A 14,912-nucleotide genomic window follows, 5' to 3' on the forward strand; every position below is an offset into this window, starting at 1 on the left:
GGTTTATGCGCGAAGCGTCTTTCGTGAAGCAAAATAAGGAAAAATGGATTGGTTTTGAAAACGCATTAAACAATAATGCCAAAATAAATCCAGATGATTTGGCTTCTTATTATATACAACTCACCAACGATTTATCGTATGCCCAAACGTACTATCCCGATAGTAAGACGTTGTTGTATTTAAATTCATTGGCATCGCAGGCCCATCAGAAAATCTATATCACCAAAAAAGAGTCAAAGAACAAAATCATTTCGTTTTGGCGCGATGAATTCCCATTATTTTTCTACCAGTATCATAAAACACTGTTGTACGCCTTTTTAATATTTATGTCCGCCGTTTTAATCGGAGTAGTCTCAACATTAAACGACGACACCTTTTTAAGGCTCATACTAGGTGATTCTTATGTCAATATGACCATTGAGAATATAGAGAATGGTGAACCTATGGCTGTTTATAAAAGTGGGAGTAATATCGGAAGCTTTTTAGGGATTACCATAAACAATATTAGAGTGGCTATCATCGCCTTTGCTCTTGGAGTAATTTTTAGCGTGGGTACTATTTGGGTATTATTTAGCAATGGTATTATGCTAGGTGCTTTTATTACTTTTTTCTATAACTATGGTATTCTCGAAAAAACCTCAACGGTTTGGTTACATGGTACTATTGAAATTTCAGTGATTGTCATTGCAGGATGTGCTGGCTTGGTGATGGGTAATAGTTTCTTATTTCCCAAAACTTACTCAAGACGTGTGGCTTTTATGAAAGGAGCTAAAGATGGTTTAAAGATTATGGTCAGTACCATTCCATTTTTCATTATAGCAGGATTTATTGAAGGCTTTATAACGCGTTATGGAGAGCAGATGCCTTGGATTTTAGCCTATGGTATTATTTTTATTTCACTTTTTATAATTGTTTATTACTATATCATTTACCCCACTTTACTAAATAAGTATCAAAAAAGATTAATGGTCAAACCCGAATCATTGTGAACGAAAAATATATAGAACTTAGAACAAGAAGTACTTTTGGCGATATTATCAATACCTACTTTTTATTCCTTAAGCATAATTTTAAGGCATACACCAACTTGTATTTAAGGTATAATGTGATATCTATTGTTTTAACGCTGATTTGTTCTTATTTGTTGGTCACGGGCTTCATGGGATTAGCGAGTCGAGATTTTAGATTTGGCATGGGTAGTAATGTATCTAGTGACAACTATTTAATCGCCGGTGCTATTATTCTTGTTTTAGTCGTTTTTATAACTTCACTTATAAATTATAGTTTCTCTAGCGCTTATGTGGCCGACTATGTCAATAATGAAGGAGCTATTAAATCGAAAAGAATTTGGAACAGTATTACTGGTAATATAGTATCCATAATTTTGTTTATTGTTATCGGTATCTTGATATATATAGCATATGGCATCATCTCTTTTATAATAGCTTTTATTCCATTATTAGGTTTTCTTGGAAGACTTGGGTTAAATGCCATACTGACTGCTGTTTTTGGTATTACATTTATGTCGATTTTTTCTACTAAGAAAAGTATTGGAGAAGCCTTTTCGGAAGGGTTTGACTTTACTTTTTCTAAATTTTGGAGAATTATTTTATACGGTATAGTCATCGGGATTTTAAATTTTGTGATTAGTGGTCTACTGGTATTAATTCCTTCTGTTTTAATGGGAATCGGCACTTATTTTTCTGTTGATAGTGGTATCGATATACAAACAAGTACCACGGCTACCTTGTTTTTTACCTTGTGGTTTGCCGTTGTCTTGCTCGTTTTTATTTTCACCCAAGGATTGACCCAATTATCGTATGGGATCTTGTATTACAACCTATACGAAATGAAGTACAACACCTTTCTTCAAGAGAAAATAGATCAAATTGGCGTTAATGATTAAATCCAACTTAAAACATAGAGGCCTATTTGTATTGGTATTGATATATGCCCTAAACCTGAATGCGCAAGATGCCATCATAAAAAGGGATTCTTCGGCTCTGGAGGTCACCTACTTTAAGGATAATTTTAAGGATAATTATGCTGGAGACGACTTTAACTATTCTATCAATGATACAGGTGGCATTAACTTAATACAGCGTATTTTAAGATCTTTCTTTAATTGGTTAAGTGATGTATTTGGATTTGATATTAGCTTTTTGGATTACCAAACCTTAGAATATATCGTTTATGGGCTATTGGGCGTCATTGTGTTTTACCTATTGATAAAATTCTTACTACAAAATCCTGTAAGTTCAGTATTTAAAACTGAAGACAGAGCCATTGAGGGCTTTAATTATGTAGAAGAAAACATTGAACAGGTCGATTTTGATCGACTTATTAAACAAGCCCTAAAGGACAATAATTATCGATTGGCTACGCGCTATATGTATCTTAAGTCTTTAAAAGCTCTAACCAATAAAAAGGCCATAGAATGGCATTACGACAAAACCAATACCGATTATCTCAACGAAATTAAAGATTCAAAATTAAAGGCCTTGTTTAAGCGCATATCTTATATCTACGATTATGTCTGGTATGGGGAATTTCCGATTGACGAAGAGAGCTTCAACAAAAACAAAAACGATTTCAACCAACTCATAAAAACGACGCAGCGTGGATAAGCGTTCTAAAATAGCACTCTATATTATTGCCGCGGTCATAGTTTTTATGATGATTGCCGAAGTCACCAAACCCAAAGCCATTAATTGGCGTGATTCTTACTCAGCTGCTGATAAAATTCCTCTAGGTTGCTATATTGTATTCAATGAACTGGAAACATTCACCGATGACGAAATATTGACCTCTGAACGCAACATATATGAATATCTAAAACGTTCAGATACGTCAACCTTAAAAACACTCATCTTTATTAACAATTACCTCAGTTTTGACAGGGAAGAGTCAAAAACTTTGATGGACTTCGCTGAAAAAGGCAATACCATTTTTATGAGTGGAAATTCTTTTTATGGCAACGTGCTCGATTCGCTTAATATTGCTGTGGAACGTCGCTATGGGAACCTTTACAAAAAGGCGTCTGACCATAAATTCACAAACCCCACCCTCCAAAAAAACAATCGCCAGTTCAAGGATGTCATCGAGAATAGCCATTTTAGTTCTATAGACACCTTAAACACCACGGTTTTAGGTACAATTACCACCAAGGACGATGACGACATTGAAGAAACGCATCCAAATTTCGTAAACGTGGCTATCGGCGAAAATGGAGGACAATTTATATTGCATACCAATCCATTTGCCTTCACCAATTACCACCTTATGGCAGACAAGGAAGACTATACAGCTACTGTGTTGTCTTACCTTCCCAAACAGCAAATTATTTGGGATAATAATTATAAAAGCGGCCGAAAAGTCATTACAAGCCCATTGCGATTTATACTCCAAAACGGTGCTTTAAAATGGGCCTTTTATATGAGTATGTTTGGTCTTATTCTGTTTGTGATTTTTAGGGGAAAACGCACACAGCGTATTATTCCAGTGATTGGCAAACTAGAAAATGCTACCGTAGATTTTACCAAAACCATTGGTGAACTTTATTATCAGCATGGAGATTTCTCAAATATTATTGAAAAAAAGATAGCGTACTTTTTAGAGTTTGTACGTAGAACCTATTATCTCGACACAAATCAACTGAACCAAAGTTTTATAGAAAAATTAAGCGTTAAGTCGACCAACTCCAAAGAAGACACCAAAGCCTTGATTGATTATTTGGTCTTTTTAAAATCTAAGACCTACCATACTGAACAAGAGCTTATAGAATTAAACAAAAAAATAGAACATTTTACAAAACATAGATTATAATGGAAGATCAAAATACGCCGTCATCCGATCCCTTGGATGAGACAAGCCCAAAGGACATAAACACCACACCTCAGGTCCCTGAAAACGCTTCAGAGGATTTCAAAAACCGTATAGATTTAAAACCTTTACAAGACAGTGTTGGACAGATTAAGGAAGAAATTGCCAAGTTTATTGTAGGACAAAATGAAATGATTGAACTTTTAATTATTTCAATTCTCACCAATGGCCATTCCCTTATAGAAGGTGTTCCCGGTGTTGCAAAAACTGTGACAGCAAAGTTATTGGCCAAAACTATGGATGTCGGTTTTAGCCGTATCCAGTTTACGCCAGATTTAATGCCAAGTGACATATTGGGGACCTCAATTTTTAATGTAAAAACCAATGAGTTTGAATATAAAAAGGGCCCTATTTTTTCAAATATAGTGCTCATTGACGAAATCAACAGAGCTCCCGCGAAAACCCAAGCAGCTTTATTTGAGGTTATGGCAGAACGCCAAATCACTATGGATGGTGAACGTTATGACATGGCACTACCTTTTTTGGTTTTTGCCACACAAAACCCAATCGAACAAGAGGGTACTTATAGATTACCAGAAGCCCAACTAGACCGTTTTTTGTTTAAGATTGAAGTCGACTATCCTTCACTTGAAGATGAAGTACAAATCTTAATGGAAAACCATCAAAGACAGGATGTGATGGATTTGGATACCATTTCGGCGGTATTATCATCAGATGCCATTAAAAGATATCAAGCCTTAATAAAGCAAATTATCGTTGAAGACAACCTCTTAAATTACATCGCTTCCATTGTGACAAATACGCGTAACAATGCCAATCTTTACTTAGGAGCCTCGCCAAGGGCGTCTATTGCCATTTTAAATGCTTCTAAGGCCAATGCTGCCATTAACGGTAGAGACTTTGTAACTCCAGATGATATAAAACGTTGTTCTAAAGCTGTTTTAAAACATCGCTTGGTATTGACACCCGAGCGTGAAATGGAAGCCTTTACAGTCGATAAAGTGGTCGATCAAATCTTAGAGACTATTGAGATTCCTAGATAGTGAAACGTCTCTTTAAACATACCTATTTAACCTTTCGGTTTTTCCTAGTGGCTATGGCATTCGTAGCACTATTTATCTTATCCTACATCTATCCGGGCTTATTAAGTATGGTTAAAGCTTTGTTTTTTGTTGCTCTAGGACTCGTAATCGTCGATCTTATTTTGCTCTTTAAACAAAAGGGAATTTCCGCTTCCCGCATACTTCCCGAGAAGTTGAGCAATGGTGATGACAACCCGATAGCACTGACACTTACTAACAACTATAACTACAAAACTGAACTACTGCTTATTGATGAGCTACCATTCCAATATCAAAAACGCGATTTTGAGATTAAAACACAGCTCGACAAACACCAGGAAAAGAAAATTACCTACACCTTAAGACCTCTCGAACGCGGCGAATACTATTTTGGACATCTCAATATTTATGTCAATTCACCCGTAGGATTGGTTACCAGACGTTTTCAATTTGCAAAGGACGCGATGGTACCTAATTATCCCTCTTTTCTGCAATTGCGAAAATATATGCTTATCGCCTTCTCCAATAAATTGTTCGAATATGGACTAAAGAAGATACGTCGCATTGGTCACACTATGGAATTTGAGCAAATCAAAGATTACGTTCCCGGTGATGATATAAGAAATATCAATTGGAAAGCCACAGCAAAACGCAATCAATTAATGGTCAACCAATATCAAGATGAGCGTTCACAACCTGTCTATAGTGTCATCGATAAAGGCAGAGCTATGAAAATGCCTTTTGAAGGTTTAAGCCTTCTGGATTATGCTATAAACGCCACATTGGTGATTAGCAATGTGGCTCTGAAAAAACAAGATAAAGCCGGGATGTTTACCTTTTCTAAAAAAGTGGAAAATAGGGTAACGGCAGAGCGTAGACCTACGCAAATGAACAAAATTCTAGAGACCTTGTATAATGTGAATACAGATTTCTCTGAATCTGATTTTTCAAGATTATATATAGATGTTAAAAGAACCATCACACAGCGTAGTCTGCTTCTACTCTATACCAATTTTGAGACTCTAGATGCCTTGCACAGGCAATTACCATATCTACAAGCCATAGCTAAAAATCACTTGTTAGTGGTCATCTTTTTTGAAAATACAGAACTCGAAAAACTGACCAGCGTAGAGGCCCACAATACCTTTGAGATTTTTCAAAAGACTATTGCAGAGAAGTTTATGTATGAAAAGAAGTTAATTGTCAACGAACTTCAAAAACACGGTATCCAAACTATTTTGACCACGCCTCAAAATTTAACCATCAATACCATTAATAAGTATTTGGAGATAAAAGCAAGAGGGTTACTCTAACGATCTGCAATTTTCGTTTGTTGATTGACGAATAAACAAATCAACACATAAGCAAATAAACGGGCCACTGCCTACTGCTTACTGCTTACTGCTTACTGCCAAACTACAATTCATCCTCATAAAAATACATTTCAGTAAAACAGATTATGCCTTTGTTAAGGTTTGTTGGATATTTGAATCGTCAATCCGACTTCACTTTCGGCCTTCGTAGCATAATTTCGACGAAGGAGGCAAAAGTTTCGTTGGAGAAGCACACAAATAAATAACCATTAAAAACACGAATATCATGAAGAATCTAGTTTTAACTTTAGCTCTAGCATTAACCACCTTAATAGGTTTCTCACAAGATGAAGGTGTAACTATTACAGTGACCATAGATAATGTAACAAGTGACGAAGGGAAAGTTTTAATGTCGCTCCACACTTCCGAAACTTTTATGAAAGGAAACGGTGTTATGGATGCCGAAACAGAAATCAAGGATGGAAAAGTCACCATCAAATTTGAGAATGTACTACCAGGAGAGTACGCCATCTTGGCCATGCACGATGCCAACGACAATAAGCGTATGGACTTCCAGGAAAATGGAATGCCAAAGGAATCCTTTGGAATATCGAATAACGTGATGGCTATGGGGCCACCGCAATACGATGATGCTAAATTTAAGGTTGAGGGCGAAGACTTAGAATTCAATATTCGTTTCTAGCATACCGCTTCATCAATCAAAAAAATAAAGCCTTCAAAAACAAATAGTTTTTGAAGGTTTTTTATATGGTCTACCAGTAGAGCCTAAACATAAAGTTAGGGGTAATCCCAATAGAAAAGCGTTCAATCAGTTCAACAGGATCATCCAAACTGTTGTTCCCTCGATACTCTCGAGAAATCAAGTTATTCCTATTATAAAGATTCCGAATAGAAACACCCACCTTACCTCTCAAGGTATTACGCTTAGACATCTTGAAGCTATAGGTAGAAGACAGATCCAAGCGATGATATACGGGTAATTGCCCTGTATTAACCCCATTGTTAAACTCAAGACCGTCCTCACCTACCTCAGCCAGAGTGAATGGTCTTCCTGTTTGCCATTTCCAACCCAATGCCACTTGAAAACCATCCAACTTATAACTCAATGCAGAGGAAACAGCATGTGTAATATTAGATTTAGACTTAAAAGAATCACCGTTATTAAGGTTATTAAATTGACTTCTGGCTCTGTTGTATGAATAACTAATCCATGAGTCAAATCCATTGAATTGTTTTTTTAGAAAGACATCAGCACCAAAAATATTTTGATCTCCGATATTAAAACCTATACTTTCTGGATTTAAGAAACCAAGTGATAAAGCGGAAACATTTTCCAATCGCTTATAATAGACATCGGCATCAAAGCTAATAGTGCTATTAGAATAGATAAACCCAAAAGAGGCATGCTTACTGTTTATAATGGGCGAATTATCACCATTGGCCAAGCGCCAAACTCTATTTTCTAAAGATAAATCACTAAAAACGGTCTCATCAATTTCACTAATAATCTGATTTTTCATCTCAGCACTGGCCTGAAGCTTAAAGCGTTCGTTAATAGCCTTAAATACTAATAATCGCGGTTCAAAGCGAACGGCGTCTAATTCCTGAAAATACGTACTTCGCAAACCTAAAGAAACATCCAAGAATTTAGGATTTTTAAAATCGACATTCGCATAAGCACTATGGGTTTGGACAATTTGCGCCTCCGCATCAAGAACAAAGGTTAAATCCGCTCTATTTATAAAGGCATAAGACACATCCTTTAGGGTGTATTGATAGCCCAAATCATAGTTAAATTGCTCTGAAGCCTTATAGTTTAGTTCGGTAGATATGCCCGAATCAAATATGACATTTCTCTTTTCAAAATCCGAAACTTGTGTATCATTTTCGAAAGTGATGAAGTTGTAGTCGAATGCATAATCAGAGAAAAAAGCTTGGGTAGATTGCCTTAGTTTATCATTCCAGATGACATTCCAACCCAAACCATAGCCCGTATTCCTAATGGTCAAAAGGTCATTAAAGTCCCTATCGGTTTCAGATTCATTAGAGATATAGTCGAGTTGATTATCAATATGTATAATACTGGCGAAAAAATGGTTCTTAGTATTCGGCTTGTAGTTGAGCTTCACATTATAGTCTAAAAATGAGAAATCATTGTCTCCATTGTCGTTCTGGCTAATCTTTGTACTTTCAAATACTTTGTCGGCCAACTGATCGAACGTAAAGGTCTCTAAAATACTTGTGTAGCTATGCCGCAGTGATGCTTGAACACTTAGTTTATCTTTAATCAATGGCAATTCTAAAATCGCATCTGCACTCATGCCATTCACTCCTAGTTCTGCCTTAATGTCATTGGATATTTCGGTCTTTGAGCTAATATCGATAACACTCGATAACCGCTCTCCATAGCGCACATGAGACCCTTTGTTTATAAATTTTATCTCTGACGCCACATTAGGGTTTAAGGGAGATATCATTCCAAAAAGATGACCTTTGTGGTAAATGTTTATTCCGTCCCAGAGCAATCGATTTTGGTCAGCATATCCCCCTCTAACAAAAAAGCCCGAAGCGGTCTCGTTGGGACTCAATACTCCGGGTAATAACTGGATACTTTCTAAAACATCGGGCTCAATTAATCCCGGTAAAATTCCCAATCGCGAAGGATAAAGTTTATAGGTTCCATCACTATTCTTTTCAATACCTTTTGCGATATAACTTTTAACAACCACTTTATCTAGTGTTTCAGTGACCACAATGGTATCTTGCTGCACACTCACTATGATATAGCGTCCCTCAACAAGTTGGTAATAAAGATTTGTTAGATCTTGAAGTATATTTAAAAGTTCTGATAAGGTGCGCGCTTTGCCGTCAAGTGAAATTCTCTTGTCTTTTATATAATCGTCTTTAAACGAAAAGCGGACATCATAGACATTCTCAATCTCCGCTATGGCATCTTGTAAGCTAACATCATCAAATTCAATGTAAAAAGCCTCTTCTTGTGAAAAGGCTAGTGTAGGAAGTAACATTAAGGCCAAGATATATATTAACCTCATTCTTTATACCTCAGTTTAATGTTACGTTTTTCTTTTTCATGATACGTTATATTGAGTGTCTCAAAGACAGTCTTTAAAGCTATATTTAGGCTATCGTGTGGAAAACTACCTGTAAAAATTTCCGAATCGTTGACAGCACCAGCATCAAAATTAATTTGGTACTGATCCTCTAATGCTTTGATAACGTAACGTAGCGGTACACTATTAAAGCTGCTTTCTCCGTGGATCCAAGTCGGTACTTTTTCTAAGCTTCTGATGACCTCAGTAACTCGTCCATCAACATACCTAACCACGTCATTGGGTAAAAGCACAGTCTCAAATTCTGATGTTTTAACACCAACTTTTCCTTCGTAACAAACCACATCAAAAAAGTTACTTCTCGAATTAACATTAAACTGCGTTCCTAAAACTGATACGGCGCCCTGATCCGTATTAACAACAAAGGTCTTCCCTTTAGCGACTTTAAAATAAGCTTCGCCTTCTAAAAATAGCTTGCGCTCCTTATCCCAGGTACTTTCATCATAAGTGAGCTTTGACTTAGCATTTAAAATCACTTCAGAACCGTCCAAAAGTACCAAGGTTTTATGTTCGCCATATCCAGTTTCAACAATAACCTCATCAGCATCTAAAAATGTAAATAGACCAAATAACACTAGGACAGATGCGGCAATACCAATAGCCCAATTGGTGTAAAGTGGTTTTACCTTAGCCTTCTTTTTTGAAATACGTTCTTGAATTTTTGAAAACGATCCATCAACAGGTGCTTCGAGTTGTTCACGAACATCTAAGCCTTGTCTTATTTTTAAATAAGCTATATAATCCTCCTCACTCACCAGATTCTTAAGTGCTTCATCTGTAAGTTGGCCTTCTAGCCATTGGGCCAAAAAGGTCTCCGAATTGTTATGTACATGCTCGTTTTTCATACGTTTCTAAAATTAAGACAACTGACTATCAAAAAACCCTACTTTAAAAAATTAAATGTCACCTATTTCTTTTCGCATAGTCGTAAGCGCCAGATGCATCCGCTTTTCTACAGCTTTAACACTAATCTGAAGTTGCTCTGCTATCTGTTTGTATTTCTTCTTTTCTATTCGATTCATCAAGAATACCTCTCGCTGTTTCTCTGGCAAACTAGCAATCGTCGCTTCTAACTTTTCCATAAACTCTTTCTCCAACATAATAAACTCCGGAGATTCATTTGTATCTTCTTTCCTGTTGCGTTTGTTGTAATCCTGAACTACTTTTTCGTGTTTTACGGTATTCAAGAACATATTATTGGCTATACTAAAGATATAAGACTTTACCTTATCATAATTTACACTTCCGCAATTATTCCAGAGCTTTATAAAAACATCTTGCATCAAGTCTTCAGCTTTATTGATATCTTGGGTTTTAAAAAAAAGAAATCGCCTTATATCCTTTGCGTAGGTATTGTATATAAATTCAAAGGTTTTTGAGTGACAAATATTGCGTTTATCGCTAGACATTAGCTGTTTTGAGGTTAATTTTTCAAAACTATGAAAAAAATAATTTGAGAAAAAGTAGGGTTTTTTTTTTTCGGGTTGTCTTATTAGCGATTAACCTCAAGAAAACATTTTTCAAACCTTTTAAACCAAAAACTATTAAAATGAAAAATTTAAAATTTGCTATCTTAAGTATGTTTGTAGCACTTTTTGTCGTTACATCTTGTACAAACAATGAGCCTGTTGACGACGGACAGCAACAACAAACCGAGGAAAGTACATCAATCACAACCGCCTTAAGTCAGTTGAGTACTCAATTTGATTTAAATGGCAATATTAGTGTAGAGAATAATCCTGCCGGTAATATTGTTCTGGATTTCTGCTTTGATTTTGTTTATCCCTTAACATTGTCCTATAACAATGGTACGACAGTAACGGTTGAAGACTTAGACGGGTTAATCGAGGTTATGTTAGGTTCAACTGACGAGCTATACATAAACGGTATAGCATTTCCTTTCGACGTTGAAACATTTGACGATGATTCAGACAGCATCGAAGTCGAAACCATAGATGATGAAGAAGAATTTATAGAGCTACTATTGAGTTGCGCTTTTGACGATGATGATATTGATGATTGTGATGAAGATTACGATCCAGTATGCGTGGTAGTTACAGACCCAAGTGGAGAAACATTTGTTGTTACCTATCCTAACGAATGCTATGCCATAGAAGACGGATTTACAGAAAATGATTTTGTAGATGATTGCGAAGATGATTATTATGTTGGCGGTGGTGTTGAATGTTTTGAACTTAACTTTCCAGTATCCGTAATTACTGAAAATGGAGACGTTATTACGATTAATTCTGAAGAGGAATTGGCTACAGCCTTATACGATGTTTATGTTTTCGATTTTGTCTATCCTATCACAGTAACTTTAGGAGATGAAACCGTCGTTACGATTAATGATCCAGAGGATATTGAAGATATTTTAGAAGATTGCTATGATGATTACGACGATTATGATGATGACGAGTGTGAAGAATGTGAAGACCAACCTATAGACCCAGTGTGTATTGAGATGACCACTGCTACTGGTGAAACCGTAGTTGAAGTTTTCCCTAATTTGTGTTTTGCCCTGTGTTTAGGCTTTGATGAAAGTGATGTTGTTGACTGTGAAAATGACGGGTCTCTGAATTGCGACGAAAATGATATCGTAAGCAATTTAGCAGAATGCGAATGGTATGTATACGCTAGCCTACTATCACAAAATGAAGCGCTAGATGCGATTTTTAATGCGGATGGTACCCTTACTGTTGAGTTAGGAGATGGCACAGCTATATCCGGAACTTGGGAAATAGCAAGTAATCCTAGTGGTGTATTATCTATGTCTTTTGTGCTACCTGAGCCATTAGATACAATTTCTAACCTTGACTGGACAGTCGCTCAATGTAGTGAAGAATATATATTATTAGAGTCTAATAACGAGTTTATTGCTCTAGAAAAAGACTGCGACTAAAAACGTTAATCAAAGTAGTAGAGTAATTTGATTACGAATTAAGTTTGTAAGTTGATTAGTTAGCCTTCAAGGTCATTCTTGAAGGCTTTTTTTGTTTCATTATCATAGAAAACAACAATGGTTTTTGTATTTTTATAGCCTAAATCAATTATAATGACCATTACGCAACTTAAATATGCACTCGCTATTGCCGAGCATAAAAACTTTACTAAAGCTGCGGAAAAGTGCTTCGTGACTCAGCCGACTTTAAGTACGCAAATTCAAAAATTAGAAGACGAGCTCGATGTAGTTATTTTCGATAGAGGCAAAAAGCCTATTGAATTGACCGATGTTGGACGTAAAATCGTATTTCAGGCGCGCAATATTGTTAACGAAGCCGAGCGTATTCAGGATATCGTAGACCAGCAAAAAGGGTTTATTGGAGGCGAATTTCGATTAGGCATTATTCCAACGATAATGCCAACCTTACTTCCTATGTTTTTAAAGAACTTCATTAAGAAATACCCTAAGGTGAAATTAAAAATAGAGGAGTTAACCACCGAAGAAATTTTAACACGCATCAATGATGGGCATTTAGACGCAGCTATTGCAGCAACACCTCTAGAAAATGACAACATCAAAGAGCGTGTGTTATATTATGAACCTTTTGTGGCGTATATTCCCAATAGCCATAGATTAAGAGACAAAAAGACTATTGAAGTTTCTGATTTGGAAATTGAAGATATGCTCCTTTTGGAAGATGGCCATTGTTTTAGAGAAGGCGTCATTAATTTATGTAAAACCTTCAAGGATCAAATCGATGAGAACTTTCAGTTAGAAAGTGGTAGTATAGAAACACTTATTAAACTCTCTAACGAAGGAATGGGCATGACGCTTCTTCCCTATCTACACACTTTGGATATAAAAGAAAAACTGAATCCTAATTTAAGGCATTTTACCGAACCCTCACCAGCAAGAGAAGTCAGTATTATCTATCACAAAAGTGAGTTAAAAATGCAAATTATTGATGCAATGCATAATGTGATTTCCGGAATCATTCGCGGGGCTATCGCATTCAGCGATGTTCAAATTATTAGTCCACTGTCTAAATAAAAAAATCCCTCTTCTAATAGAGGGATTTTAATAATTCTAATATAGTTGACCTAAAAAGCATACTGTAAACCGACAGTAATGGTTTCTTTCGTTTTCAATTGTACGCCATTTAAATCTTGTAATAAAGGAGTCGCAAATTCAACGCCTAACCTTAAATCCTTTAAAGCTCCTGTTGGCGCATAAAGATTAAACCCTAATCCCGAGTTTATAAACGTTCCTCCAGAATTATCGGTATCCGCAGTAATGACCATACCGGGGTTCAAATCCGGGTTGCTCCCTTCTATTTCGCCGACAACAACACCCTCTACTCTGGCCGAAAAACTAAGCCAATCCGTAGCTTTAACAGCTAGCCAATTATTGAGCGCATACCGATTTCCTAAACGATACTCGTTGCTATTTTCACCAAATCTAAACGTCCCTCTCAATTGCGTCCCGAAAGATAACAGATCACCTTGGCATAAATAGGTCAAAGCAATTTCTGGGTCTAAAGTACCACTACCGATCTGCATAGGATAAGGCAGAATGACATCCTGACCATTAGAGGCAGGAGTCACGTCTTCATTCTGTATGGTTCCTGTTGGGATGGATAAGCCTATCTGACCGTGCAATTGTTGTCTATTTTTATTGAAAAAACGGTATAGCATAGAAATCTTAGTATCACCAAAACCAGTGGACTCCGTGGTAAACGTCCCGCCCATTGCCGTTATGTGGTCCATTTCCATACTTATGTAGTTCAACATTGCCATAAAGGTAATTTTGTCATTTATGGCATACATAGCACCAAGCATGTGCATATCCATAGGCATATTGGTTGGAGTTACCATATAATCCCCACCATTAGGGACCAAAACATCAGCAAAAGCCTCATCATCTGTCCCTCTCAATAAATCCTCCATATTCATGTGCATATATCGGTAGGAGAGCATAAAACCACCTTTGTTATGCATGTGATCACCCATTACAGATATTGGGGCATGACCATCCGGTCTATTACTTTTCCATTGTTCTGATGTTTGTGCTGTTTCTTGCGCGCAAAGCATAAATGTTGCCATAATACCTATGGCAGATATAATTTGTTTCATTCTTATAGTTTTTTGACTCGCAAAGAGCCATGGGAATCCTGTTCATAATGCTTTTACATCGAACAGTTCCTCTTTAAGTTTTTGTATTTTTTTGAAAATTAAGTCTTAGACTTATGCGGAAGTTAAACGGCCATTTCTGGTGGTTGAAAACAATCGTAAATATATAGATGCTTTAAATTGGATTGATATGTCCAATACTCTAAAGTTCTTAAATCATGGGATTCGTTTTCGCTTGGGTGCTTATCACTTTGGAAAAATAATGGGTAAAAGGCTTCATGCAGCACGCTAAACATGGACGTTTCTCCTGAGGCCTCATCATCAGTGACACTTAATTGCTTGGCTAAATGACACTTCCCATTACATTGTAGTTCTGGCTGATCCTTATTTATACAGTAGGTTTCTATGATGTAATCAATATTAAGTTGATAGTACAATACGTTACCCACGAAATATATTGGACGCAAAGC

14 protein-coding genes are annotated in these 14,912 nt (G+C 36.4%); 9 read left to right on the top strand and 5 right to left on the bottom strand.

All coding sequences use genetic code 11. From position 1 onward, the window contains the following. The first annotated feature begins 5 nt into the window (after nt 1–5). From ACO052_RS17905 to ACO052_RS17935, 7 genes are all read left to right on the top strand, one after another. Entirely contained in the window at nt 6–989 is a 984-nt protein-coding gene (locus ACO052_RS17905) for a stage II sporulation protein M (RefSeq protein WP_422105158.1), read from the top strand. Continuing rightward, complete coding sequence (locus ACO052_RS17910) at nt 986–1,906, top strand: hypothetical protein (RefSeq protein WP_422105159.1); 921 nt, start codon at nt 986–988, stop codon at nt 1,904–1,906. Before ACO052_RS17905 ends, ACO052_RS17910 begins: the two co-directional genes overlap by 4 nt. Continuing rightward, a complete protein-coding gene (locus ACO052_RS17915; RefSeq protein WP_422105160.1) occupies nt 1,899–2,627 on the top strand; it encodes a DUF4129 domain-containing protein in 729 nt (242 codons plus the stop codon). The genes ACO052_RS17910 and ACO052_RS17915 overlap by 8 nt, the downstream gene beginning before the upstream one ends. Next, complete coding sequence (locus ACO052_RS17920) at nt 2,620–3,825, top strand: DUF4350 domain-containing protein (protein ID WP_422105161.1); 1,206 nt, start codon at nt 2,620–2,622, stop codon at nt 3,823–3,825. The genes ACO052_RS17915 and ACO052_RS17920 overlap by 8 nt, the downstream gene beginning before the upstream one ends. After that, nucleotides 3,825–4,886: an AAA family ATPase gene (locus ACO052_RS17925; protein ID WP_422105162.1), complete on the top strand. Its 1,062-nt coding sequence runs from the start codon at nt 3,825–3,827 to the stop codon at nt 4,884–4,886. The genes ACO052_RS17920 and ACO052_RS17925 overlap by 1 nt, the downstream gene beginning before the upstream one ends. Continuing rightward, nucleotides 4,886–6,217 carry a DUF58 domain-containing protein gene (locus tag ACO052_RS17930; protein ID WP_422105163.1) on the top strand — a complete coding sequence of 444 codons (1,332 nt, stop codon included), beginning with the start codon at nt 4,886–4,888 and terminating at the stop codon, nt 6,215–6,217. Before ACO052_RS17925 ends, ACO052_RS17930 begins: the two co-directional genes overlap by 1 nt. A 286-nt stretch (nt 6,218–6,503) precedes the next feature. Then, the gene (locus tag ACO052_RS17935; RefSeq protein WP_422105164.1) at nt 6,504–6,920 is read left to right on the top strand and encodes a DUF2141 domain-containing protein; all 417 of its coding nucleotides are present in this window, start codon (nt 6,504–6,506) and stop codon (nt 6,918–6,920) included. Between the two features lie 70 nt (nt 6,921–6,990). Here the strand turns inward: ACO052_RS17935 and ACO052_RS17940 are convergent, their stop codons facing one another. The 3 genes from ACO052_RS17940 to ACO052_RS17950 are packed head-to-tail and all read right to left on the bottom strand — an operon-like array spanning nt 6,991 to nt 10,778. Beyond that, the gene (locus tag ACO052_RS17940) at nt 6,991–9,291 is read right to left on the bottom strand and encodes a FecR domain-containing protein (protein WP_422105165.1); all 2,301 of its coding nucleotides are present in this window, start codon (nt 9,289–9,291) and stop codon (nt 6,991–6,993) included. Then, nucleotides 9,288–10,214 carry a FecR family protein gene (locus ACO052_RS17945; protein ID WP_422105166.1) on the bottom strand — a complete coding sequence of 309 codons (927 nt, stop codon included), beginning with the start codon at nt 10,212–10,214 and terminating at the stop codon, nt 9,288–9,290. Before ACO052_RS17945 ends, ACO052_RS17940 begins: the two co-directional genes overlap by 4 nt. Before the next feature lie 51 nt (nt 10,215–10,265). After that, a complete protein-coding gene (locus tag ACO052_RS17950) occupies nt 10,266–10,778 on the bottom strand; it encodes an RNA polymerase sigma factor (RefSeq protein WP_422105167.1) in 513 nt (170 codons plus the stop codon). A 140-nt stretch (nt 10,779–10,918) separates the two neighbouring features. Here ACO052_RS17950 and ACO052_RS17955 point away from each other — a divergent pair, with 140 nt between their 5' ends. Both ACO052_RS17955 and ACO052_RS17960 read left to right on the top strand, forming a co-directional pair. After that, nucleotides 10,919–12,271: a hypothetical protein gene (locus ACO052_RS17955; RefSeq protein WP_422105168.1), complete on the top strand. Its 1,353-nt coding sequence runs from the start codon at nt 10,919–10,921 to the stop codon at nt 12,269–12,271. Between the two features lie 153 nt (nt 12,272–12,424). Then, nucleotides 12,425–13,363 carry a LysR substrate-binding domain-containing protein gene (locus ACO052_RS17960; RefSeq protein ID WP_422105169.1) on the top strand — a complete coding sequence of 313 codons (939 nt, stop codon included), beginning with the start codon at nt 12,425–12,427 and terminating at the stop codon, nt 13,361–13,363. Between the two features lie 50 nt (nt 13,364–13,413). Here the strand turns inward: ACO052_RS17960 and ACO052_RS17965 are convergent, their stop codons facing one another. Together ACO052_RS17965 and ACO052_RS17970 are read right to left on the bottom strand one after the other, a co-directional pair. Beyond that, a complete protein-coding gene (locus ACO052_RS17965; RefSeq protein ID WP_422105170.1) occupies nt 13,414–14,445 on the bottom strand; it encodes a transporter in 1,032 nt (343 codons plus the stop codon). A 122-nt stretch (nt 14,446–14,567) separates the two neighbouring features. Next, nucleotides 14,568–14,909, bottom strand: coding sequence for a hypothetical protein (locus tag ACO052_RS17970; RefSeq protein ID WP_422105171.1), 342 nt, complete (start codon nt 14,907–14,909; stop codon nt 14,568–14,570). Nucleotides 14,910–14,912 lie beyond the last annotated feature (3 nt).

Origin of the sequence: Winogradskyella sp., from assembly GCF_965228925.1 — a bacterium.
Lineage (GTDB): Bacteria > Bacteroidota > Bacteroidia > Flavobacteriales > Flavobacteriaceae > Winogradskyella.